Below are 24191 nucleotides of genomic sequence, written 5' to 3'. Positions count from 1 at the left end.
TTATTCATCCAGCTTTGGCTGGGGTGAGTCATCCGGGATTTTGACATGAACCTGAATAATACGCCGACTATCGGCCATCGCCACTTTGAACTGGTAACCGTCGATGTCGATAGTTTCGCCACGCGCCGGAAGATGCCCAAACGCCTGCATCACCAGACCACCGATAGTGTCGACTTCTTCATCGCTAAAGTGGGTGCCGAACGCTTCGTTGAAGTCTTCAATGGAAGCCAGTGCGCGCACGGTCCAGGTATGACGACTCAGCTGACGGAAGTCGATATCATCTTCTTCGTCATACTCGTCTTCAATCTCACCAACAATCAGTTCCAGGATGTCTTCAATGGTCACCAGACCGGAAACCCCACCGAATTCGTCAATAACGATCGCCATGTGGTAACGCTGAGAGCGAAACTCTTTCAGCATCCGGTCTACGCGCTTACTTTCAGGAACGACAACCGCCTGACGTAACACTTTGTCCATGCTGAAGGCTTCAGCATCGCTGCGCATAAACGGCAGCAAGTCTTTCGCCATCAGAATCCCTTCAATGTGATCTTTGTCTTCGCTAATCACCGGGAAACGTGAGTGGGCGGACTCGATGATGACATCAAGGCATTCGTCCAGCGTCTGGTTGCGTTTCAGGGTAATCATCTGGGAGCGGGGGATCATGATGTCGCGAACGCGTTGGTCTGCGATGTCCATCACCCCTTCGAGCATATCGCGCGTATCTTCGTCGATAAGGTCGTTCTGCCCGGAATCACGGATCAGCGCCAGCAGTTCGTCACGGTTTTTCGGTTCACCGTGGAAAAGTTGGCTGAGTAACAGGGAGAAAAATCCCTTCTTGTTGCTTATCGTGTCACTACTGTGTGAATTGTCGTCGCTCATGGCGTCGTATGGGTTCTCATGTTAGTTAATCAAAACGCCGTCGTTAATCACCAACGGCGGGGACGTCTGCCAGTCAAATGCCTGGCAAATTATTCTTTCTCGGCAATGTACGGATCCTCATAGCCCAGAGCAAGCATAATCTCTGTTTCGAGGGCTTCCATTTCTTCTGCTTCGTCATCTTCAATGTGATCGTAACCTAACAAATGCAGACTGCCGTGCACCACCATATGCGCCCAGTGCGCCTCCAGTGGTTTGCCTTGCTCCTGAGCTTCCTTCTCAACCACCTGACGGCAGATAACCAGATCGCCCAGTAGCGACATCTCCATGCCAGGCGGCACTTCAAACGGGAAGGAGAGCACGTTGGTCGGCTTATCCTTACCGCGATAGGTCAGATTCAGACTGTGGCTTTCGGCGGTATCGACCACGCGAATAGTCACTTCCGACTCTTCCTGAAACTGCGGGATCACCGCATTCAGCCATGTTTGAAACTGGCTCTCTTCCGGTAACCCGGAATTATCTTCACATGCCAGTTGTAAATCGAGGATCACCTGACTCATTTTTGTTCCTGTTCTTCGCGCTTGCGTTCTGCTGCCAGCGCCGCTTTACGTTTTTGTTCTGCTTCTTCCCAGGCTTCATAAGCGTTAACGATACGCGCCACCACCGGGTGACGAACCACGTCTTCGCTGTGGAAGAAGTTAAAGCTGATCTCTTCGACATCGGCCAGCACTTCAATGGCATGACGTAAGCCTGATTTAGTATTACGCGGCAGGTCGATCTGTGTGACGTCGCCGGTGATAACCGCTTTTGAGTTAAAACCGATACGGGTCAGGAACATCTTCATCTGTTCGATGGTAGTGTTCTGGCTCTCATCGAGAATGATAAACGCGTCGTTCAGCGTACGACCACGCATATAGGCCAGCGGCGCGACTTCAATAACGTTGCGCTCAATCAGTTTCTCGACTTTCTCAAAGCCCAGCATTTCAAACAGCGCGTCGTACAGTGGGCGCAGATACGGGTCTACTTTCTGGCTTAAATCGCCAGGCAGGAAGCCCAGTTTCTCACCGGCTTCGACCGCCGGACGAGTCAGCAGAATACGGCGAATTTCCTGACGCTCCAGGGCATCAACTGCCGCAGCCACTGCCAGGTAGGTTTTACCCGTACCCGCCGGGCCAACGCCGAAGGTAATGTCATGGTCGAGAATATTGGCGATGTACTGCGCCTGGTTTGGCGTGCGCGGCTTAATTACGCCGCGTTTAGTTTTGATATTGACCGCTTTGCCGTACTCCGGCACGCTCTCCGCGCTTTGCTCCAGTACCCGCGCTTCTTTAATCGCAAGGTGGATCTGTTCCGGTTCGATATCCTGAATCTGACCGCGCATCGGGGCAGTATCGACATACAGGCTACGCAGAATGTCTGCCGCAGCGGTGACGCAAATCGGACGGCCGGTCAGTTTAAAGTGGTTATCGCGGCGATTGATCTCGATGCCGAGACGGCGTTCGAGCTGCTTGATGTTGTCATCAAACGGGCCGCACAGGCTCAACAGACGCGCATTGTCTGCTGGCTCCAGGGTGATTTCGCGAGTGTCTATGTTCAAACCGTTCCTCTTATCTGTATGCCGCCGGAAGCTGAACATTCACCGGCCTATAAGGAAATTATTCACGCCACAGGAAAAAGGCGCAAGCATTGCGATAAAGATGGGGATAAAGAGAGAAAAAACAAGGCCCACCGGAACGGCAGGCCTGAGAATTACGGCTGATAATAACCCACGCCAAGGTCGTTTTCTTTGCGGGTGCGGGCAATCACCGACTCCGGTGTTTCTGCCATGCGCAGACCCATTTCATCTTCAGTTCGCACCACTTTACCGCGCAGAGAGTTCGGGTAGACGTCGGTAATTTCTACATCGACGAATTTACCGATCATATCCGGTGTGCCCTCGAAGTTGACCACGCGGTTATTTTCGGTACGCCCGGAAAGCTCCATGATGCTCTTACGCGAAGTCCCTTCTACCAGAATACGCTGGGTGGTGCCGAGCATCCGACGGCTCCATGCCATCGCTTGCTGATTGATACGTTCTTGCAGAATATACAGACGCTGCTTCTTCTCTTCTTCCGGAACATCATCAACCATATCGGCGGCAGGCGTTCCTGGACGTGCAGAGAAGATAAAGCTGTAGCTCATGTCGAAATTGACGTCGGCAATCAGCTTCATCGTTTTCTCGAAGTCTTCGGTGGTTTCGCCAGGGAAGCCAACAATGAAGTCAGAACTGATCTGAATATCCGGACGCGCCGCACGCAGTTTACGGATGATCGCTTTGTACTCCAGCGCCGTATGGGTACGTCCCATCAGGTTCAGAATGCGATCGGAACCGCTCTGTACCGGCAGATGCAGGAAGCTCACCAGCTCAGGCGTGTCGCGGTACACTTCGATGATATCGTCGGTGAATTCGATCGGATGGCTGGTGGTAAAGCGAATACGATCGATCCCGTCGATCGCAGCAACCAGACGCAACAGATCGGCAAACGATCCGGTGGTGCCGTCGTAGTTCTCACCACGCCAGGCATTCACATTCTGACCGAGCAGGTTGACTTCACGCACGCCCTGAGCCGCAAGCTGGGCAATCTCAAACAGAATATCGTCAGACGGACGGCTTACCTCTTCACCACGGGTGTAAGGCACCACGCAGTAGGTGCAATATTTATTGCAGCCTTCCATGATGGAGACAAACGCGGTCGGCCCTTCGGCGCGCGGTTCCGGCAGACGGTCAAACTTCTCGATTTCCGGGAAGCTGATATCTACAACCGGGCTGCGGTCGCCGCGCACGGAGTTGATCATCTCCGGCAGACGGTGCAGCGTTTGCGGCCCAAAAATAATATCGACATAGTGGGCGCGCTGGCGAATGTGCTCGCCTTCTTGCGATGCCACGCAGCCACCGACGCCGATAATCAGGTCTGGATTCTTCTCTTTTAACAGTTTCCAGCGACCCAACTGATGGAAGACTTTTTCCTGAGCCTTCTCGCGGATTGAGCAGGTGTTCAGCAGTAGCACATCCGCTTCTTCCGCCACGTCGGTCAGTTGATAGCCGTGGGTGGCATCCAGCAGATCGGCCATCTTCGATGAATCGTACTCGTTCATCTGACAGCCCCAGGTTTTAATATGGAGTTTTTTGGTCATCGACTTGCTCTTGCGAAATAGTAGCCAGGAATGCAGGGCGCATAGTGTAATGCTTTGCTGCCGTTGTGACCAGTATGAGCGTTATCAGCCCTTGGGGGTAAAAATCCTGTAAACTTAAAGCATATTGCTAACAGGATGATTGACCATGACAAATCAACCAACGGAAATTGCCATTGTCGGCGGAGGAATGGTCGGCGGCGCACTGGCGCTGGGGCTGGCACAGCACGGATTTTCGGTAACGGTGATCGAGCACGCAGAACCTGCACCGTTTGTCGCTGACAGCCAACCGGACGTGCGGATCTCGGCGATCAGCGCGGCTTCGGTATCATTGCTTAAAGGGTTAGGGGTCTGGGATGCAGTACAGGCTATGCGTTGCCATCCTTACCGCAGACTGGAAACCTGGGAGTGGGAAACGGCACATGTGGTATTTGACGCAGCCGAATTAAAGTTGCCGTTGCTTGGCTACATGGTGGAAAACACAGTCCTGCAACAGGCGTTGTGGCAGGCGCTGGAAGCGCATCCGAAAGTAACGTTACGTGTGCCAACCTCGCTGATTGCATTACATCGAGATAATGATCTTCAGGAGCTGGAACTGAAGGGCGGTGAAACGATCCGCGCGAAACTGGTGATTGGTGCCGACGGCGCAAATTCTCAGGTGCGGCAGATGGCGGGAATTGGCGTTCATGCCTGGCAGTATGCGCAGTCGTGCATGTTGATTAGCGTACAGTGTGAGAACGATCCCGGCGACAGCACCTGGCAGCAATTTACCCCGGACGGACCGCGTGCGTTTCTGCCGTTGTTTGATAACTGGGCATCGCTGGTGTGGTATGACTCTCCGACGCGTATTCGCCAGTTGCAGAATATGAATATGGCGCAACTCCAGGCGGAAATCGCGAAGCATTTCCCGTCGCGTCTGGGTTACGTTACACCGCTTGCCGCTGGTGCGTTTCCGCTGACGCGCCGACATGCGTTGCAGTATGTGCAGCCGGGGCTTGCGCTGGTGGGCGATGCCGCGCATACCATCCATCCGCTGGCGGGGCAGGGGGTGAATCTTGGTTATCGTGATGTCGATGCCCTGATTGATGTTCTGGTGAATGCCCGCAGCTACGGTGAAGCGTGGGCCAGTTATCCTGTCCTCAAGCGTTACCAGATGCGGCGCATGGCGGATAACTTCATTATGCAAAGTGGTATGGATCTGTTTTATGCCGGATTCAGTAATAATCTGCCGCCGCTGCGTTTTGTGCGTAATCTCGGGTTAATGGCGGCAGAGCGTGCTGGCGTGTTGAAACGTCAGGCGCTGAAATATGCGTTAGGGTTGTAGCCTTACAACATTGCCGGATGCGTGCCAGCCGTAGGTCGGATAAGACGCGGCAGCGTCGCATCCGACATTGAAGGATAAGACGTGTCAACATCGCATTCGACATTGAATGAACGCAGAAAAGCAAAAAGCTCGCCGAAGCGAGCTTTTTTAATGTGGCTGGGGTACGAGGATTCGAACCTCGGAATGCCGGAATCAGAATCCGGTGCCTTACCGCTTGGCGATACCCCAACTGGGTGCACTTACAAGGTAAGCGTCTTGAATAAATTGGCTGGGGTACGAGGATTCGAACCTCGGAATGCCGGAATCAGAATCCGGTGCCTTACCGCTTGGCGATACCCCAACAAATTGGTTTTGAATTTGCCGAACATATTCGATACATTCAGAATTTGGTGGCTACGACGGGATTCGAACCTGTGACCCCATCATTATGAGTGATGTGCTCTAACCAACTGAGCTACGTAGCCAGATTGTTTCTTCGATGGCTGGGGTACCTGGATTCGAACCAGGGAATGCCGGTATCAAAAACCGGTGCCTTACCGCTTGGCGATACCCCAATAACCGGGCGGTGAACCGCTTACTCGAAGAAGATGGCTGGGGTACCTGGATTCGAACCAGGGAATGCCGGTATCAAAAACCGGTGCCTTACCGCTTGGCGATACCCCATCCGTACAACGCTTTCTGGTGAATGGTGCGGGAGGCGAGACTTGAACTCGCACACCTTGCGGCGCCAGAACCTAAATCTGGTGCGTCTACCAATTTCGCCACTCCCGCAAAAAAAGATGGTGGCTACGACGGGATTCGAACCTGTGACCCCATCATTATGAGTGATGTGCTCTAACCAACTGAGCTACGTAGCCATCTTTTTTTTCGCGATACCTTATCGGCGTTGCGGGGCGCATTATGCGTATAGAGCCTTGCAGCGTCAACCTCTTTTTCAAGGAAAATTGCTCGAAAGTGACTGTTTGGTTTAGGTTGCGAACAGCGTGGCGCTATATTCGTCAATTATTGTTTACTTTGTGTTTTTCCCCACCCTACAGCCATTCTTTTGTCGTACAGGATGAAATTCGGAATTCAACAATAGTGGTGGGAAATTAATCTATGAAATACTGGCCTACAGTGATGAGTTGTCAAACAGTGATGTGGCAAACCCGGAACATTTCCTTACTGCATATCAGAATCAACAAGCAGCGCAATAACTAAAACAGCCCCGGATTTCTCCGGGGCAGTACCGCATTTCTTACTTATACGCCGACTGGTGAACGCCAACCGCACGACCAGACGGATCGTCCATTTTTTTGAACGCTTCATCCCATTCGATCGCTTTAGCTGAAGAACACGCGACGGAAGGACCGCCCGGCACGCACTCAGCGGCACTCGGAAGTGGGAACAGTTCTTCAAAGATCTCGCGGTACAGATACGCTTCTTTTGAGGTCGGCGTGTTGTACGGGAAGCGGAAGCGGGCAGTTTCCAGTTGCTGATCAGAAACCTGCTGCGCCGCCACTTCTTTCAGGGTGTCGATCCAACTGTAACCGACGCCATCGGAGAACTGCTCTTTCTGCCGCCAGGCCACGCTTGCGGGCAGGTATGACTCAAAACATTCACGCAGGATGTGTTTTTCCATTTTGCCGTTACCGCACATTTTATCCTGCGGGTTAATGCGCATCGCCACATCAAGGAATTTTTTGTCGAGGAACGGAACGCGTGCTTCCACGCCCCAGGCTGACATCGCTTTGTTGGCGCGCGCGCAGTCATACATATGCAAGGCCAGCAGTTTACGCACCGTCTCTTCATGCAGTTCTTTAACGTTGGGCGCTTTATGGAAGTAAAGATAACCGCCAAACACTTCATCAGAACCTTCACCGGACAGCACCATTTTAATGCCCATCGCCTTGATCTTACGCGACATTAAATACATCGGTGTTGAAGCGCGAATAGTGGTCACATCATAAGTTTCGATGTGGTAAATCACGTCGCGGATGGCATCCAGACCTTCCTGTACAGTGAAGTGAATTTCGTGATGCACGCGACGGGCTGCGTATTTCTTGGTGATAGCGGAAATAATTGAGGAATCCAGACCACCAGAAAGTAGCACACCGTAAGGCACATCAGACATCAGATGGCTTTTAACGGAATCTTCCAGTGCCTGACGCAGCTCGTTTTTGTCGGTCACGTTATCTTTCACTGCATCAAAGTCGAACCAGTCGCGATGATAATAAGAACGGATTTCGCCGTCCTGACTCCACAAATAGCTCCCCGCCGGGAACTCTTTAATCGTGCGGCAAACTGGCACCAGCGATTTCATTTCTGAGGCCACATACAGCTGACCGTGTTCGTCATACCCCATATACAGTGGGATGATCCCCAGATGGTCGCGACCAATCAGGTAGGCATCTTTTTCGCTGTCGTACAGGGCAAAGGCAAACATGCCCTGCAAGTCGTCGAGAAATTCCGGCCCTTTTTCCTGATACAGCGCGAGGATCACTTCACAGTCAGACCCTGTCTGGAACTGATAACGATCGCCATATTCAGCGCGCAATGCCTGGTGGTTGTAGATTTCACCGTTTACCGCCAGTACGTGGTTTTTTTGTTGGTTGTAGAGAGGTTGCGCCCCCGCGTTAACGTCAACAATTGACAGACGTTCGTGAGCGAGAATGGCGTTATCGCTGGCATAAATACCGGACCAGTCCGGGCCACGATGACGCATCAGGCGTGACAGCTCGAGTGCTTTCTTACGCAGCTCAACTGCGTCTGTTTTGATATCGAATACGCCAAAAATTGAACACATAACCTTCTCCGTTAACCTGGTATTTGTTGCTTGTTGTGTTTGCTTGTTTAAAAAAATGCCGCAAAGCAGCACTGTGCGCAAGCTATTTGGCAGTGCAAAAATAAAAAACGTAATGGTGATTGTCGATTGGTGAAAAAGGGTCTGGTGTGAGGATGTATTTATTGATGAATCGATAATTTTTAGCGGGTTTTATTGAATGGTTATATTTTACGGGGGCCAAATTGCTGATAAAGTGCGATTTGTTCATGCCGGATGCGGCGTGAACGCCTTATCCGGCCTACAAAAGCATGAAAATTCAATATATTGCAGGAGCTGCGTAGGCCTGATAAGCGTAGCGCATCAGGCAGTTTGGCGTTTGTCATCAGAGCCAACCACGTCCGCAGACGTGGGTGGTATTCAGATAACGTCGATTTCAGCGACTGACGGGTAAATCCAGCTTGGGCGGAACGGCATACTGTCGATATCGTCGAGCGATGAAACACCAGAAAGCACCAGAATCGTCTCCAGACCGGCCTGGAAGCCCGCCAGAATATCGGTACGCAGGTTATCGCCGACAATCACTGTTTCTTCCGAATGCGCCTGCATTTTGTTTAATGCCGCGCGGATGATCCACGGGCTGGGCTTACCAACATAGAACGGTTTGCGCCCGGAGATTTTCTCAATCCCTGCACACAACGCGCCACAAGCGGGATAAAAACCGCGCCCGTGGGTGTCCGGGTTGGTGGCGATAAAGCGTGCACCGTTAGCGACGAAATAGGCTGCTTTATGAATCATGTCCCAGTTGTAGGAACGTGTTTCGCCAACAATCACGAAATCAGGGTTCACATCGGTAATAGTGAAACCGGCTTTGTACAGTTCATGAATCAGTGCGCCTTCGCCCACCACATACGCTTTCTTGCCTTCCTAGCGACGCAGGAAATCGGCGGTCGCCATCGCAGAGGTATAAAACACGCTATCCGGCACATCGACACCGGCAGTGGCAAAGCGGTTCGCCAGATCTTGCCCAGTCTGCGAAGGATAGTTGGTCAGCAACACCAGCGGCAGGCCTTTATCCATAATCCCGTGCAAAAATTCCGCTGCACCCGGTACGGCGACGTTATCGTGCATCAGCACGCCGTCGATATCGCAAATTACATTTTTAATGGTCATGGACTACCCAGAATATTGACAACAATAAGCGCCACTATAAAAGCACATTAATTTTCCAGCAAATGCTGGAGCAAAATACCGTTGAGCATGGCGCGTTTTACCAGCGCAAAAGCGCCGATTGCCGAGCGGTGATCCAGCTCAGAACGTACCACCGGCAGATTAGTACGAAACGCCTTCAGCGCTTGGGTATTAATGCAGCTTTCAATAGCAGGGAGCAGCACTTTATCGGCTTCGGTGATTTCACCAGCAATAACAATTTTTTGCGGATTAAATAAGTTGATAGCAATGGCGATGGTTTTACCCAGATGACGACCGACATACTCAATCACTTCCGAGGCCAGGCTATCGCCTTTGTTCGCGGCTTTGCAGATAGTTTTGATGGTGCAGTCGTCCAGTGGCACACGGCTCTGGTAGCCCTGCTTTAACAGATTCAACACCCGTTGTTCAATGGCAGCGTTGGCGGCGATAGTTTCCAGGCAGCCAAAGTTGCCGCAGTGGCAGCGTTCACCCAGCGGTTCGACCTGAATATGGCCAATTTCACCGACGTTACCGTTGCGGCCAATAAAAATGCGCCCGTTAGAGATAATCCCGGCCCCGGTTCCGCGATGGACACGCACCAGAATGGAGTCTTCGCAATCCTGACTTGCACCGAAGTAGTGCTCCGCCAGCGCCAGACTACGGATATCGTGACCAACGAAACAGGTCACTTTAAAACGTTCTTCCAGTGCTTCTACCAGCCCCCAGTTTTCTACCTGAATATGCGGCATGTAATGAATTTTGCCGCTGTCCGGGTCAACAAGCCCTGGCAGGATCACCGAAATGGCGATTAGCTCGCGCAGCTTGCGCTGGTAGCTATCAATAAACTGAGCAATGGCATTCAGCAGGGCATGTTCCAGCGTCTGCTGGGTACGTTCCGGCAGCGGGTAATGTTCTTCTGCCAGCACTTTGCTGCTGAGATCAAACAGAGTGATGGTGGCGTCATGACGACCAAGCCGTACGCCGATTGCGTGGAAATTGCGGGTTTCGGTGACGATGGAGATAGCGCGGCGGCCCCCGGTGGAGGCCTGCTGATCAACTTCTTTGATCAGCCCGCGTTCGATAAGCTGACGCGTAATTTTGGTTACGCTGGCGGGGGCAAGCTGGCTTTGCTCGGCAATCTGAATCCGCGAGATTGGCCCGTACTGGTCAATCAGGCGATAAACCGCCGCGCTGTTAAGCTGTTTTACGAGATCAACATTACCTATCTGAGCTTGTCCGCCTGGTGTCATACTTTCTCTTATTGAGTTACGACCTCGTTACCGTTAACGATGGTCTTGGTGATTTTAAAATCAGGTGTGAATGCGGTCAGGTTGGCTACTTTACCTGCGGCGAGCGTGCCGAGACGTTTTTCAACGTCAATCGCACGCGCCGGATAGAGCGTCGCCATACGCAGCACTTCATCCAGTGCGATACCGCAATGTTCGACCAGATTACGCACGCCTTCAATCATGGTTAAGGATGAACCGCTTAACGTACCGTTCTCATCCACACAAAGTCCGTTACGGTAGTATATTGTTTTACCCGCAAAAATGAACTGTTCAATGTTGGCACCTGCTGGCGCGGTGGCGTCGGTAACCAGACACAGTTTGTCGCCTTTAAGGCGTTTAGCGTTACGAATGTTGGCGTAATCAACATGCAGGCCATCAGCGATAATACCGCAATAAATGTCAGCTTCGTCGAGGATCGCGCCCGCCAGGCCCGGTTCACGACCGGTAATATACGGCATCGCGTTGTACAGATGGGTGGCAAAGGTAATCCCCGCGCGGAAACCGGCTTTTGCTTCTTTCAACGTCGCGTTGGAGTGACCGGCAGAAACCACAATCCCGGCATTTGCCAGTTTGCTGATGACTTCCGCAGGAACCATTTCCGGTGCCAGGGTCACTTTGGTAATGACGTCGGCGTTTTCACACAGGAAATCGACCAGCGCGGCATCAGGCTTACGCACAAAATTCGGATTATGGGTGCCTTTTTTTACCAGATTCAGCCACGGACCTTCCAGATGCAGACCTAACGCCTGATTCGGATGTTTTGCCAGGTACTCACGCATAACGCGCACGCCCTGTTTCATCAGCTCATCGCTGGTGGTGATAAGCGTCGGCAGATAGTTAGTACAGCCTGATTTCTCATTGGCTTTCTGCATGATTTCCAGCGTTTCCACGCTGACCGCTTCAGCGGTGTCGTTAAACTGTACGCCGCCGCAGCCGTTTAACTGCACATCGATAAAACCGGGGGAGAGAATGGCCCCGTTCAGTGAACGTTGTTCGATCTCTGGCGGCAGTTCCGCTACCGGACAGACGCTTTTAATCAGGCCATCAGCGATAACAACCGCGTGGTCATCAAGAAATTCGTGGCCGGTAAAGATCCGGCCCTGGGTTAATGCATACATTCTGCCCCCCGATTTTAAAAAATATTGCCCTGAGCAAGGAACCAGGGCAGGGATAACAATTACAGACCTTTGATATTTTCTGCTTCTAATTCATTGAAATATCTTAAAGTCTTAACTTTCAGCTCCATGGTGGAAGGTTCATCGCACACCATGATCGCTTTCGGATGCAGTTGCAGACAGCTGATGGTCCACATATGGTTCACGCAACCTTCAACGGCGGCCTGCAGCGCCAGTGCTTTCTGGCTACCCAGCACCATAATCATCACTTCTTCGGCATCCAGCAGTGTACCAACACCGACAGTCAGGGCATATTTTGGCACCTGATTGACATCGTTATCAAAGAAACGAGAGTTCGCGACGCGAGTGTCATGAGTCAGGGTTTTGATACGAGTACGAGAAGCCAGAGAAGACGCCGGTTCGTTAAATGCAATATGACCGTCGTTACCTACACCGCCCATAAACAGATGAATTTTTCCGTAAGAACGGATTTTTTCTTCATACTGGCGGCACTCGGCATCGATATCCGGGGCATTGCCGTTGAGAAGGTTGATGTTTTCTGCTGGAATATCAACGTGATCGAAGAAATTACGGTGCATAAAGCTGTAGTAGCTTTCCGGATGCTCTTTCGGCAGACCGACATATTCGTCCATGTTGAAGGTGACAACGTGCTTAAAGCTGACCTGGCCTGCTTTATGCATTTCGACTAACGCTTTATAGGTGGTCATCGGCGTGCCGCCAGTCGGCAGGCCCAGTACAAACGGACGATCGGCAGTTGGTTTGAACGCATTGATACGATTGACGATATGGCGAGCAGCCCATTTGCCGACCTGTTCAGCGGTAGTCAGGGGGATCAGTCTCATTATTCACCTCAATAAGTAAAATGTAAGCCGTTGGCGGATTAGACATCTTTAAGCGTAACCTGGATTTGCGCAGACAGGCGTCAATCCGACTTGATTTTTTGAATGATAAAATAAGTTTTCTGGTTTAGCCAGTAAAAGGGAGTGATGATAACGATATTTGGTGACAAAACTCACAAAAGACACGCGTTTAATTTGCGATGCGAATTAAATTTTCACACACTCTGTAGCAGATGATCTAACAATCTGATTACAGAACATCGGCAGTAAAATTTGCAGCAAAATAAAAATACGGCTTTAAACGAGCCAAATAGGGTTCTCGTAGGGGGAATAAGATGAATATTTTAGGTTTTTTCCAGCGACTCGGTAGGGCGTTACAGCTCCCTATCGCGGTGCTGCCGGTGGCGGCGCTGTTGCTGCGATTCGGTCAGCCAGATTTACTTAACGTTGCGTTTATTGCCCAGGCGGGCGGTGCAATTTTTGATAACCTCGCATTAATCTTCGCCATCGGTGTGGCATCCAGCTGGTCGAAAGACAGCGCAGGTGCGGCGGCGCTGGCGGGTGCGGTAGGTTACTTTGTGTTAACCAAAGCGATGGTGACCATCAACCCAGAAATTAACATGGGTGTACTGGCGGGTATCATTACCGGTCTGGTTGGTGGCGCAGCCTATAACCGTTGGTCCGATATTAAACTGCCGGACTTCCTGAGCTTCTTCGGCGGCAAACGCTTTGTGCCGATCGCCACCGGCTTCTTCTGTCTGGTGCTGGCGGCCATTTTTGGTTACGTCTGGCCGCCGGTACAGCACGCTATCCATGCAGGCGGCGAGTGGATCGTTTCTGCGGGCGCGCTGGGTTCCGGTATCTTTGGTTTCATCAACCGTCTGCTGATCCCAACCGGTCTGCATCAGGTGCTGAACACCATCGCCTGGTTCCAGATTGGTGAATTCACCAACGCGGCGGGTACGGTTTTCCACGGCGACATCAACCGTTTCTACGCTGGTGACGGCACCGCGGGGATGTTCATGTCCGGCTTCTTCCCGATCATGATGTTCGGTCTGCCGGGTGCGGCGCTGGCGATGTACTTCGCAGCACCGAAAGAGCGTCGTCCGATGGTTGGCGGGATGCTGCTTTCTGTTGCTGTTACTGCGTTCCTGACCGGTGTGACTGAGCCGCTGGAATTCCTGTTCATGTTCCTTGCGCCGCTGCTGTACCTCCTGCACGCACTGCTGACCGGTATCAGCCTGTTTGTGGCAACGCTGCTGGGTATCCATGCCGGCTTCTCTTTCTCTGCGGGTGCTATCGACTACGCGTTGATGTATAACCTGCCTGCCGCCAGCCAGAACGTCTGGATGCTGCTGGTGATGGGCGTTATCTTCTTCGCTATCTACTTCGTGGTGTTCAGTTTGGTTATCCGCATGTTCAACCTGAAAACGCCGGGTCGTGAAGATAAAGAAGACGAGATCGTTACTGAAGAAGCCAACAGCAATACTGATTCATGTCTGACTCAACTGGCAACCAACTATATTGCTGCGGTTGGCGGTACTGACAACCTGAAAGCGATTGATGCCTGTATTACCCGTCTGCGCCTGACCGTGGCTGACTCTGCCCGCGTCAACGATACGATGTGTAAACGTCTGGGTGCTTCTGGTGTAGTGAAACTGAACAAACAGACTATTCAGGTGATTGTTGGCGCGAAAGCAGAATCCATCGGCGATGCGATGAAGAAAGTCGTTGCCCGTGGTCCGGTAGCCGCTGCGTCAGCTGAAGCAACTCCGGCAACTGCCGCGCCTGTAGCAAAACCGCAGGCTGTACCAAACGCGGTATCTATCGCGGAGCTGGTATCGCCGATTACCGGTGATGTCGTGGCACTGGATCAGGTTCCTGACGAAGCATTCGCCAGCAAAGCGGTGGGTGACGGTGTGGCGGTGAAACCGACAGATAAAATCGTCGTATCACCAGCCGCAGGGACAATCGTGAAAATCTTCAACACCAACCACGCGTTCTGCCTGGAAACCGAAAAAGGCGCGGAGATCGTCGTCCATATGGGTATCGACACCGTAGCGCTGGAAGGTAAAGGCTTTAAACGTCTGGTGGAAGAGGGTGCGCAGGTAAGCGCAGGGCAACCGATTCTGGAAATGGATCTGGATTACCTGAACGCTAACGCCCGCTCGATGATTAGCCCGGTGGTTTGCAGCAATATCGACGATTTCAGTGGCTTGCTCATTAAAGCTCAGGGCCATGTTGTGGCGGGTCAAACACCGCTGTATGAAATCAAAAAGTAATCTGCTTTATGCCTGATGCGACACGGCAGCGTCGCATCCAACAATGACAAGCGGTGGAGATCTTCTCTGCCGCTTTTTTTTTCATCAATCATCCCCATAATCCTTGTTAGATTATCAATTTTAAAAAACTAACAGTTGTCAGCCTGTCCCGCTTATAAGATCATACGCCGTTATACGTTGTTTACGCTTTGAGGAATCCACGATGAGTGAGGCAGAAGCCCGCCCGACTAACTTTATCCGTCAGATCATCGATGAAGATCTGGCCAGTGGTAAGCACATCACAGTACACACCCGTTTCCCGCCGGAGCCGAATGGCTATCTGCATATTGGCCATGCGAAATCTATCTGCCTGAACTTCGGGATCGCCCAGGACTATAAAGGCCAGTGCAACCTGCGTTTCGACGACACTAACCCGGTAAAAGAAGATATCGAGTATGTCGATTCGATCAAAAACGACGTAGAGTGGTTAGGTTTTCACTGGTCTGGTAACGTCCGTTACTCCTCCGATTATTTTGATCAGCTCCACGCCTATGCGATCGAACTGATCAATAAAGGCCTGGCGTACGTTGATGAACTGACACCGGAACAGATCCGCGAATACCGCGGTACCCTGACGCAGCCGGGTAAAAACAGCCCGTACCGCGACCGCAGCGTTGAAGAGAACTTGGCGCTGTTCGAAAAAATGCGTGCCGGTGGTTTTGAAGAAGGTAAAGCCTGCCTGCGTGCGAAAATCGACATGGCGTCGCCATTTATCGTAATGCGCGATCCGGTGCTGTACCGCATTAAATTTGCTGAACACCACCAGACTGGCAACAAGTGGTGCATCTACCCGATGTACGACTTCACCCATTGCATCAGCGATGCGCTGGAAGGTATTACGCACTCTCTGTGTACGCTTGAGTTCCAGGACAACCGTCGTCTGTACGACTGGGTACTGGATAACATCACCATTCCTGTTCATCCGCGCCAGTACGAATTCTCGCGCCTGAATCTGGAATACACTGTGATGTCCAAGCGTAAGCTGAACCTGCTGGTGACCGACAAGCACGTTGAAGGCTGGGATGACCCGCGTATGCCGACCATTTCCGGTCTGCGTCGTCGTGGTTACACTGCGGCTTCTATTCGTGAGTTCTGCAAACGCATCGGCGTGACCAAGCAGGACAACACCATTGAGATGGCGTCGCTGGAATCCTGCATCCGTGAAGATCTCAACGAAAATGCGCCGCGCGCAATGGCGGTTATCGATCCGGTGAAACTGGTTATCGAAAACTATCAGGGCGAAGGCGAAATGGTCACCATGCCGAACCATCCGAACAAACCGGAAATGGGGAGCCGTCAGGTGCCGTTTAGCGGTGAAATTTGGATCGATCGCGCCGATTTCCGCGAAGAAGCTAACAAGCAGTACAAACGTCTGGTGCTGGGTAAAGAAGTGCGTCTGCGTAATGCTTACGTCATTAAGGCTGAACGCGTGGAGAAAGATGCCGAAGGTAATATCACCACCATCTTCTGTACTTATGACGCCGACACCTTAAGCAAAGATCCGGCAGATGGTCGTAAAGTCAAAGGTGTTATTCACTGGGTGAGCGCGGCACATGCGCTGCCGGTTGAAATCCGTTTGTATGATCGTCTGTTCAGCGTGCCTAACCCAGGTGCTGCGGATGATTTCCTGTCGGTGATTAACCCGGAATCGCTGGTGATCAAACAGGGCTTTGCTGAACCGTCGCTGAAAGATGCGGTTGCGGGTAAAGCATTCCAGTTTGAGCGTGAAGGTTACTTCTGCCTCGACAGCCGCCATTCCACGGCCGAAAAACCGGTATTTAACCGCACCGTTGGGCTGCGTGATACCTGGGCGAAAGTAGGCGAGTAATTTTAAGTTCTACCAAGCCGGGTGAGGCATTTACGTCGCATCCGGCAATAAATAGACAATAAATTTCAAACGCTAAATTGCCTGATGCGCTTCGCTTATCAGGCCTACATGATCTCTGCAATATATTGAATTTGCGTGCTTTTGTAGGCCGGATAAGGCGTTCACGCCGCATCCGGCAAGAAATAGCAAACAATCCCAAACGCCGCGCTCTGCGGCGTTTTTTCTGCTTTTCTTCGCGAATTAATTCCGCTTCGCAATTTATCCATAAAATAAATTTAAAATCACAAAACATAATTAAATAAAATGTAACCGCTTTCATCTTGCTGGAATTTCACGTTTTTATTCTTCTGCAAGCCTTTCAACCGCAAACTTAAGCCTTGTAACAAAAATCATCAAAATATGTGCGGTTGCTCATGTTCTTACATTCTGGTTACAGAAAGAGATTGATAATTCGCGTCGCGAAAAATAGTCTGTTCCTGTAGTCAGCGAGACTTTTCTCAACGCTACTTTTTTAATTTTTATTTTTTTTCGCTGTTCACCTTTGGTGCAGCAATTTATACGTCAAAGAGGATTAACCCATGCGTACGTTTAGTGGCAAACGTAGTACGCTGGCGCTGGCTATTGCCGGTGTTACAGCAATGTCGGGCTTTATGGCAATGCCGGAGGCTCGCGCCGAAGGATTCATCGACGATTCAACCTTAACCGGCGGTATCTATTACTGGCAGCGTGAACGCGACCGTAAAGATGTTACCGACGGCGACAAATACAAAACCAACCTTTCTCACTCCACCTGGAATGCCAACCTCGATTTTCAGTCCGGTTATGCTGCTGATATGTTCGGCCTTGATATTGCTGCGTTTACGGCGATTGAAATGGCGGAAAACGGCGACAGCTCCCACCCGAACGAAATCGCGTTTTCAAAAAGTAATAAAGCCTATGACGAAGACTGGTCCGGCGACAAAAGCGGTATAAGCCTGTATAAAGCTGCGGCCAAATTTAAATACGGTCCGGTTTGGGCGAGGGCAGGTTACATTCAGCCAACCGGTCAAACGCTGTTAGCGCCGCACTGGAGCTTTATGCCGGGTACTTATCAGGGGGCGGAAGCCGGGGCGAATTTTGATTACGGCGATGCTGGTGCCTTGAGTTTCTCCTACATGTGGACCAACGAATACAAAGCGCCGTGGCATCTGGAAATGGATGAGTTTTATCAGAACGATAAAACCACCAAAGTTGATTATCTGCACTCCATCGGTGCGAAATACGACTTCAAAAATAACTTCGTACTGGAAGCGGCATTTGGTCAGGCGGAAGGGTATATCGATCAATATTTTGCCAAAGCCAGCTACAAATTTGATATCGCCGGTAGCCCGTTAACCACCAGCTACCAGTTCTATGGTACCCGCGATAAAGTTGACGATCGCAGCGTCAACGATCTTTATGACGGCACCGCCTGGCTGCAAGCGTTGACCTTTGGTTACCGGGCGGCTGACGTAGTGGATTTGCGCCTCGAAGGCACCTGGATTAAGGCTGACAGTCAGCAGGGATACTTCCTGCAACGTATGACCCCAACCTACGCTTCCTCCAACGGCCGCCTGGATATCTGGTGGGATAACCGTTCCGACTTCAACGCTAACGGCGAAAAAGCGGTCTTCTTCAGTGCGATGTATGACCTGAAAAACTGGAATCTTCCAGGCTTCGCCATCGGCGCTTCCTACGTTTACGCATGGGATGCTAAACCTGCGACCTGGCAGAGCAATCCGGATGCGTACTACGACAAAAACCGGACTATTGAAGAGTCTGCCTACAGCCTGGATGCGGTCTACACCATTCAGGACGGTCGCGCCAAAGGCACGATGTTCAAACTGCACTTCACCGAATACGACAACCACTCCGACATCCCAAGCTGGGGCGGCGGTTACGGTAACATCTTCCAGGATGAGCGTGACGTGAAATTTATGGTAATCGCACCATTCACCATCTTCTGATGCCCGACGCGGCAGGTTTTGTGCCTGCCGCATTCAATGAAAAAACTGATTCTCATCGCCATGATGGCATCGGGGCTGGTAGCTTGTGCGCAATCAACCGCACCACAGGAAGACAGCCGTCTGAAAGAGGCATACAGCGCCTGTATCAACACCGCGCAAGGTTCGCCAGAAAAAATTGAAGCCTGCCAGAGCGTGTTAAACGTGCTGAAGAAAGAGAAACAACATCAGCAGTTTGCCGACCAGGAAAGTGTACGCGTACTGGATTATCAGCAGTGTCTGCGTGCAACGCAAACCGGAAATGATCAGGCGGTGAAAGCCGATTGTGATAAGGTCTGGCAGGAAATACGCAGTAATAACAAATAAGTGAGAGCTGTAACTCTCGCTTTTCTTATTTCCCTTGTATAAAAAAGCCAACCCGCAGGTTGGCTTTTCTCGTTCAGGCTGGCTTATTTGCCTTCGTGCGCGTGCTCATCTTCGCGGCAATCGCCTTCGGCACAGTGACCGTAAAGATAGAGACTGTGGTTAGTCAGGCGAATGCCATGTTTTGCGGCAATTTCCCCCTGACGCGCTTCGATGGAATCATCACTAAATTCGATAACCTTGCCGCAGTCGAGGCAAATCAGGTGATCGTGGTGATGTTGCTGTGTCAGTTCAAATACGGATTTACCGCCTTCAAAATTGTGGCGGGTGACGATACCAGCGTCGTCAAACTGGTTCAGTACGCGATATACCGTAGCCAGACCAATTTCTTCACCCATATCGATCAGACGTTTGTATAAATCTTCCGCACTGACGTGATGGTTGTCCGGCTCCTGAAGAACTTCCAGGATTTTTAAACGAGGAAGCGTTACTCTCAGGCCAGCTTTCTTTAGGGCGGTATTGTTATCAGTCATGCGGAATCTGTCCTGTTACTAAGCGGTTCACTTCATTAGAAGAAGTGACAGAATTTGCTCCTGAGGGAATGTGTATCATTATAGAATTGCCACGCCTAAATGAAAACCACAAGTCCCTGGCAAATATTGTTAATAAAAACGTGGCACAGCTTACATTTACAACGGCAAGGCCACTTGAACACTGGGACATTGTATAGGTACAACAGCAAAAGTTACAAATTTGTAGCAATTATTTTGATTGGCATTATCTATTAATACGGCGTAGACATGAGTCTACGCCGCATCACATCAGGCATTAAGAATTTCGTCGAGATGCAACTCTTCAGAAATCTGTTTAACCCATTTTTCTACACGATCAGCGGTCAGTTCCGGGTGACGGTCTTCGTCGATAGCCAGACCGACAAAGTGGTCGTCATCCGCCAGACCTTTTGATGCTTGGAAATGATAGCCCGCAGTTGGCCAGTCAGCATCGATGGTTGCGCCGCGCGGTTCAATGATGTCGCGGATGGTGCCCAATGCGTCGCAGAAATATTCGGCGTAATCTTCCTGGTCACCACAACCAAACAGCGCAACCAGTTTACCATTGAAATCAATCTCTTCGAGAGTCGGGAAGAAGTCATCCCAGTCACACTGCGCTTCGCCGTAATACCAGGTTGGGATGCCCAGCAGCAGAATGTCGTAAGCTTCCAGATCTTCTTTGCTGCTTTTTGCAATGTCATGGACATCGGCAACGTCTTTACCAAGCTGTTTTTGAATCATTTTTGCGATATTTTCGGTATTACCGGTGTCGCTGCCGAAAAAGATGCCATGGATAGCCATGAGTGAAATAACCTCTTGAAACTTATTGAAATGGGGGTGGAAAATTGCCCACGGATAAAGGCAATCATAGCAGAACAGGCAGTCTTGCGGAATCAGCAAACGAGCAGGACTGCACACTGTGCTACATGAAAGTGGAAATTTAAACGATGCCCTGACTACGCAGCGCCGCCAGTTGCTGCATTAACATCTCTTCGATCAGTTCGCTACGGCTCATATTACGCGATTCCGCCAGCTCGTTCAGCGCCTCGACAGCTTCCGCGTTCAGCTTCAGTTCGACACGCTTAAGGCCACGTACTTTGTCGCGTTTTAGCTGGTTGCGTTTATTAATACGCAGCTGTTCATCGCGCGAAAGCGGATTAGTTTTCGGTCGTCCCGGTCGACGCTCGTGCGCGAACAGATCTAATGTCGTACGGTCCGTTTGTTCTTTGGCCATGATCTTGGTGACTTCGGGGGAAACAATCAGCCAGGCCTCTGCCCGGATGGATAGCGCGCCATAATACATCAGCGCGATGAGTCACGCCAACGCCCACGCGCGGAAAGCGACGCGGACGCTGGGTTTTTAATCAGTTGCGTTAATCATTGAGATAGCGACGGATAGCGCGTAATACCGCATCCGGTTTTTCAGCATGGACCCAGTGACCCGCGCCTGCAATCACATGCGCCCGTGCCTGTGGAAATTGTGCCAGTAAATCATCACGGTACTGCTCGCTAACATACGGAGAATTGCCGCCAGGGATAAACAGGGCAGGGTGATCCCATGCCGGGATTTTCTCCCAACCCACAATATGCGGATACTGATCCCACAATACCGGCACGTTAAAGCGCCACTCCCCGTCAACAAAAGATTTCAACAGAAACTGAATCACCCCTTCTTCATTAAGATGCTGGCGCATTATTGCTGCTGCTTGCTGGCGAGTTTGTGCGTCCGATTCACTGACCGCGTTGATAGCTGCGAAAATCTCATCATGACGGCGTACGTGATAGTCGACCGGTGCGATATCGATCGCCACCAGTTTATCGATGCGATCGGGGGCCAGTGCAGTAAGTGCCATTACCGCTTTACCGCCCATGGAGTGACCGATAAATGTTGCTTTGTCGATCTGCAGTGCATCCAGGGTATCAACAAGATCCTGCGCCATCGCCGGGTAATTCATTACCGGCTCTCTCGGTGAAAGACCGTGGTTACGCATATCAACCTGGATGATATTGTGATCGTTTACCAGATCGCGAGCCAGTACGCCAAGGTTGTCGAGGCTACCAAACAGACCATGGACAAGAACGATGGGAGAATTATTGTGCTGGTTTTGTGCAGTTTGCGCGCGGATATTTAATTTCATGGCAAAGTTCTTTTTTTCGCGTTGTCGGGTTAGGGTATTATGTTGACCATTGTGCCACAGGGCTGCAACAAATAAGGTTTATTCCGAGTTTTTCTGCAAGCCAGGCTTGACGCTATCCGCTGCCGGGATTTATGTCATATACTCTAGGCGACTTGTATTCAGCTAAGACACTGCACTGGATTAAGATGAAAACGATTGAAGTTGATGATGAACTCTACAGCTATATTGCCAGCCACACTAAGCATATCGGCGAGAGCGCATCCGACATTTTACGGCGTATGTTGAAATTTTCCGCCGCATCACAGCCTGCTGCTCCGGTGACGAAAGAGGTTCGCGTTGCGTCACCTGCTATCGTCGAAGCGAAGCCGGTCAAAACGATTAAAGACAAGGTTCGCGCAATGCGTGAACTTCTGCTTTCGGACGAATACGCAGAGCAAAAGCGAGCGGTCAATCGCTTTATGCTGCTGTTGTCTACACTATATTCTCTTGACGCCCAGGCGTTTGCCGAAGCAACGGAATCGTTGCACGGTCGTACACGCGTGTACTTTGCGGCAGATGAACAAACGCTGCTGAAAAATGGTAATCAGACCAAGCCGAAACATGTGCCAGGCACGCCGTATTGGGTGATCACCAACACCAACACCGGCCGTAAATGCAGCATGATCGAACACATCATGCAGTCGATGCAATTCCCGGCGGAATTGATTGAGAAGGTTTGCGGAACTATCTAAAACGTTGCAGACAAAGGACAAAGCAATGGCAATCCACAATCGTGCAGGCCAACCTGCACAACAGAGTGATTTGATTAACGTCGCCCAACTGACGGCGCAATATTATGTACTGAAACCAGAAGCAGGGAATGCGGAGCACGCGGTGAAATTCGGTACTTCCGGTCACCGTGGCAGTGCAGCGCGCCACAGCTTTAACGAGCCGCACATTCTGGCGATCGCTCAGGCAATTGCTGAAGAACGTGCGAAAAACGGCATCACTGGCCCTTGCTATGTGGGTAAAGATACTCACGCCCTGTCCGAGCCTGCGTTCATTTCCGTACTGGAAGTGCTGGCAGCGAACGGCGTTGATGTCATTGTGCAGGAAAACAATGGCTTCACTCCGACGCCTGCCGTTTCCAATGCCATCCTGGTTCACAATAAAAAAGGTGGCCCGCTGGCAGACGGTATCGTGATTACACCGTCCCATAACCCGCCGGAAGATGGTGGTATCAAGTACAATCCGCCAAATGGTGGCCCGGCTGATACTAACGTCACCAAAGTGGTGGAAGACAAGGCCAACGCACTGATGGCCGATGGCCTGAAAGGCGTGAAGCGTATCTCCCTCGACGAAGCGATGGCATCCGGCTATGTGAAAGAGCAGGATCTGGTGCAGCCGTTCGTGGAAGGGCTGGCCGATATCGTTGATATGGCGGCGATTCAGAAAGCGGGCCTGACGCTGGGCGTTGATCCGTTGGGCGGTTCCGGTATCGAATACTGGAAGCGCATTGGCGAGTATTACAACCTCAACCTGACCATCGTTAACGATCAGGTCGATCAAACCTTCCGCTTTATGCACCTCGATAAAGACGGTGCGATCCGTATGGACTGCTCCTCCGAGTGTGCGATGGCGGGTCTGCTGGCACTGCGTGATAAGTTCGATCTGGCGTTTGCTAACGACCCGGATTATGACCGTCACGGTATCGTCACTCCGGCAGGTTTGATGAATCCGAACCACTACCTGGCGGTGGCGATCAACTACCTGTTCCAGCATCGTCCGCAGTGGGGCAAAGATGTTGCTGTCGGTAAAACGCTGGTTTCTTCTGCGATGATCGACCGTGTGGTCAATGACTTGGGCCGTAAGCTGGTAGAAGTACCGGTAGGTTTCAAATGGTTTGTTGATGGTCTGTTCGACGGCAGCTTCGGCTTTGGCGGCGAAGAGAGCGCAGGGGCTTCCTTCCTGCGTTTCGACGGCACGCCGTGGTCCACCGACAAAGACGGCATCATTATGTGTCTGCTGGCGGCGGAAATCACCGCTGTCACCGGTAAGAACCCGCAGGAACACTACAACGAACTGGCAAAACGCTTTGGTGCGCCGAGCTACAACCGTTTGCAGGCAGCTGCGACTTCCGCACAAAAAGCGGCGCTGTCTAAGCTGTCTCCGGAAATGGTGAGCGCCAGCACCCTGGCAGGTGACCCGATCACCGCGCGCCTGACTGCTGCTCCGGGCAACGGTGCTTCTATTGGCGGTCTGAAAGTGATGACTGACAACGGCTGGTTCGCCGCGCGTCCGTCAGGCACGGAAGACGCATATAAGATCTACTGCGAAAGCTTCCTCGGTGAAGAACATCGCAAGCAGATTGAGAAAGAAGCGGTTGAGATTGTTAGCGAAGTTCTGAAAAACGCGTAAACACATTTAATAAAAAAAGAGCGG

General features: G+C 51.3%; 19 protein-coding genes, 7 tRNA genes, 1 pseudogene and 1 other annotated feature. Of the genes and pseudogenes, 7 read left to right on the top strand and 20 right to left on the bottom strand.

Features of this window, described 5'->3' with window-relative positions:
• From ybeX to yleA, 4 genes are all read right to left on the bottom strand, one after another.
• The gene (gene ybeX, locus SF0624; protein NP_706554.1) at positions 1-879 is read right to left on the bottom strand and encodes a magnesium/cobalt efflux protein CorC; all 879 of its coding nucleotides are present in this window, start codon (positions 877-879) and stop codon (positions 1-3) included.
• Between the two features lie 89 nt (positions 880-968).
• The gene (gene ybeY / locus SF0623; RefSeq protein ID NP_706553.1) at positions 969-1436 is read right to left on the bottom strand and encodes a metal-binding heat shock protein; all 468 of its coding nucleotides are present in this window, start codon (positions 1434-1436) and stop codon (positions 969-971) included.
• Positions 1433-2512, bottom strand: coding sequence for a pho regulon ATP-binding protein (gene ybeZ, locus SF0622; protein NP_706552.2), 1080 nt, complete (start codon positions 2510-2512; stop codon positions 1433-1435). Before ybeZ ends, ybeY begins: the two co-directional genes overlap by 4 nt.
• Before the next feature lie 113 nt (positions 2513-2625).
• Positions 2626-4050, bottom strand: a complete 1425-nt coding sequence (yleA, locus tag SF0621; RefSeq protein NP_706551.1) for a (dimethylallyl)adenosine tRNA methylthiotransferase — start codon at positions 4048-4050, stop codon at positions 2626-2628.
• Between the two features lie 145 nt (positions 4051-4195).
• Between yleA and ubiF the strand changes: the two genes are divergently transcribed.
• Positions 4196-5371, top strand: coding sequence for a 2-octaprenyl-3-methyl-6-methoxy-1,4-benzoquinol hydroxylase (gene ubiF, locus SF0620; protein ID NP_706550.2), 1176 nt, complete (start codon positions 4196-4198; stop codon positions 5369-5371).
• A gap of 153 nt (positions 5372-5524) precedes the next feature.
• On the opposite strand, the gene SF4454 is transcribed toward ubiF, so the two are convergent.
• The 12 genes and pseudogenes from SF4454 to nagB all read right to left on the bottom strand — a co-directional run bounded on the left by SF4454 (position 5525) and on the right by nagB (position 12590).
• Positions 5525-5599, bottom strand: a tRNA-Gln gene (locus SF4454).
• Between the two features lie 37 nt (positions 5600-5636).
• A tRNA-Gln gene (locus SF4453) sits at positions 5637-5711 on the bottom strand.
• 47 nt (positions 5712-5758) lie between these two features.
• Positions 5759-5835 (bottom strand) — tRNA-Met (locus SF4452).
• Between the two features lie 15 nt (positions 5836-5850).
• A tRNA-Gln gene (locus tag SF4451) sits at positions 5851-5925 on the bottom strand.
• 34 nt (positions 5926-5959) lie between these two features.
• Positions 5960-6034, bottom strand: a tRNA-Gln gene (locus tag SF4450).
• A gap of 23 nt (positions 6035-6057) precedes the next feature.
• Positions 6058-6142, bottom strand: a tRNA-Leu gene (locus tag SF4449).
• Between the two features lie 9 nt (positions 6143-6151).
• Positions 6152-6228, bottom strand: a tRNA-Met gene (locus tag SF4448).
• A 380-nt stretch (positions 6229-6608) separates the two neighbouring features.
• Complete coding sequence (asnB, locus tag SF0619) at positions 6609-8156, bottom strand: asparagine synthetase AsnB (protein ID NP_706549.1); 1548 nt, start codon at positions 8154-8156, stop codon at positions 6609-6611.
• Positions 8157-8552: 396 nt separating this feature from the next.
• Positions 8553-9305 (bottom strand) — a sequence feature (Similar to Escherichia coli K12 N-acetylglucosamine metabolism gi: 1786890 (251 aa). BLAST with identity of 97% in 251 aa. This CDS contains an in-frame stop codon. The sequence has been checked and is believed to be correct.).
• Positions 8553-9305 (bottom strand): annotated as a pseudogene (gene nagD, locus SF0618). It overlaps the preceding feature by 753 nt.
• A gap of 47 nt (positions 9306-9352) precedes the next feature.
• Positions 9353-10573, bottom strand: coding sequence for a nag (N-acetylglucosamine) operon transcriptional repressor (gene nagC / locus SF0617; protein NP_706548.1), 1221 nt, complete (start codon positions 10571-10573; stop codon positions 9353-9355).
• Between the two features lie 8 nt (positions 10574-10581).
• Positions 10582-11730, bottom strand: a complete 1149-nt coding sequence (gene nagA / locus SF0616) for an N-acetylglucosamine-6-phosphate deacetylase (protein NP_706547.1) — start codon at positions 11728-11730, stop codon at positions 10582-10584.
• Positions 11731-11789: 59 nt separating this feature from the next.
• Positions 11790-12590: a glucosamine-6-phosphate deaminase gene (gene nagB / locus SF0615; protein NP_706546.1), complete on the bottom strand. Its 801-nt coding sequence runs from the start codon at positions 12588-12590 to the stop codon at positions 11790-11792.
• Positions 12591-12922: 332 nt separating this feature from the next.
• On the opposite strand from nagB, the gene nagE reads away from it, so the two are divergent.
• From nagE to ybfN, 4 genes are all read left to right on the top strand, one after another.
• Positions 12923-14869 carry a PTS system N-acetyl glucosamine specific transporter subunits IIABC gene (gene nagE, locus SF0614; protein NP_706545.1) on the top strand — a complete coding sequence of 649 codons (1947 nt, stop codon included), beginning with the start codon at positions 12923-12925 and terminating at the stop codon, positions 14867-14869.
• A 202-nt stretch (positions 14870-15071) separates the two neighbouring features.
• On the top strand, positions 15072-16736 hold the full coding sequence (gene glnS / locus SF0613) for a glutaminyl-tRNA synthetase (RefSeq protein NP_706544.1): 1665 nt from the start codon (positions 15072-15074) through the stop codon (positions 16734-16736).
• A gap of 578 nt (positions 16737-17314) precedes the next feature.
• Positions 17315-18721, top strand: a complete 1407-nt coding sequence (gene ybfM, locus SF0612; RefSeq protein NP_706543.1) for a hypothetical protein — start codon at positions 17315-17317, stop codon at positions 18719-18721.
• A gap of 36 nt (positions 18722-18757) precedes the next feature.
• Complete coding sequence (gene ybfN, locus SF0611) at positions 18758-19084, top strand: hypothetical protein (RefSeq protein NP_706542.2); 327 nt, start codon at positions 18758-18760, stop codon at positions 19082-19084.
• Between the two features lie 83 nt (positions 19085-19167).
• Here ybfN and fur read toward each other — a convergent pair whose 3' ends face one another.
• The 4 genes from fur to ybfF all read right to left on the bottom strand — a co-directional run bounded on the left by fur (position 19168) and on the right by ybfF (position 21770).
• Positions 19168-19614 carry a ferric uptake regulator gene (fur, locus tag SF0610; protein NP_706541.1) on the bottom strand — a complete coding sequence of 149 codons (447 nt, stop codon included), beginning with the start codon at positions 19612-19614 and terminating at the stop codon, positions 19168-19170.
• A 288-nt stretch (positions 19615-19902) separates the two neighbouring features.
• Positions 19903-20433, bottom strand: coding sequence for a flavodoxin FldA (gene fldA, locus SF0609; protein NP_706540.2), 531 nt, complete (start codon positions 20431-20433; stop codon positions 19903-19905).
• Positions 20434-20572: 139 nt separating this feature from the next.
• A complete protein-coding gene (gene ybfE / locus SF0608) occupies positions 20573-20935 on the bottom strand; it encodes a LexA regulated protein (RefSeq protein ID NP_706539.2) in 363 nt (120 codons plus the stop codon).
• A gap of 70 nt (positions 20936-21005) precedes the next feature.
• Positions 21006-21770: an acyl-CoA esterase gene (ybfF, locus tag SF0607; protein NP_706538.1), complete on the bottom strand. Its 765-nt coding sequence runs from the start codon at positions 21768-21770 to the stop codon at positions 21006-21008.
• A gap of 185 nt (positions 21771-21955) precedes the next feature.
• On the opposite strand from ybfF, the gene seqA reads away from it, so the two are divergent.
• Together seqA and pgm are read left to right on the top strand one after the other, a co-directional pair.
• A complete protein-coding gene (gene seqA / locus SF0606) occupies positions 21956-22501 on the top strand; it encodes a replication initiation regulator SeqA (protein ID NP_706537.2) in 546 nt (181 codons plus the stop codon).
• 25 nt (positions 22502-22526) lie between these two features.
• Positions 22527-24167 carry a phosphoglucomutase gene (gene pgm, locus SF0605; protein NP_706536.2) on the top strand — a complete coding sequence of 547 codons (1641 nt, stop codon included), beginning with the start codon at positions 22527-22529 and terminating at the stop codon, positions 24165-24167.
• Positions 24168-24191 lie beyond the last annotated feature (24 nt).

This window comes from Shigella flexneri 2a str. 301, from assembly GCF_000006925.2.
In the GTDB taxonomy this organism is placed as follows: domain Bacteria; phylum Pseudomonadota; class Gammaproteobacteria; order Enterobacterales; family Enterobacteriaceae; genus ECMA0423.
The sequence above is the reverse complement of the archived record's forward strand: the minus strand, read 5'-3'. Positions and strand labels throughout refer to the sequence as shown.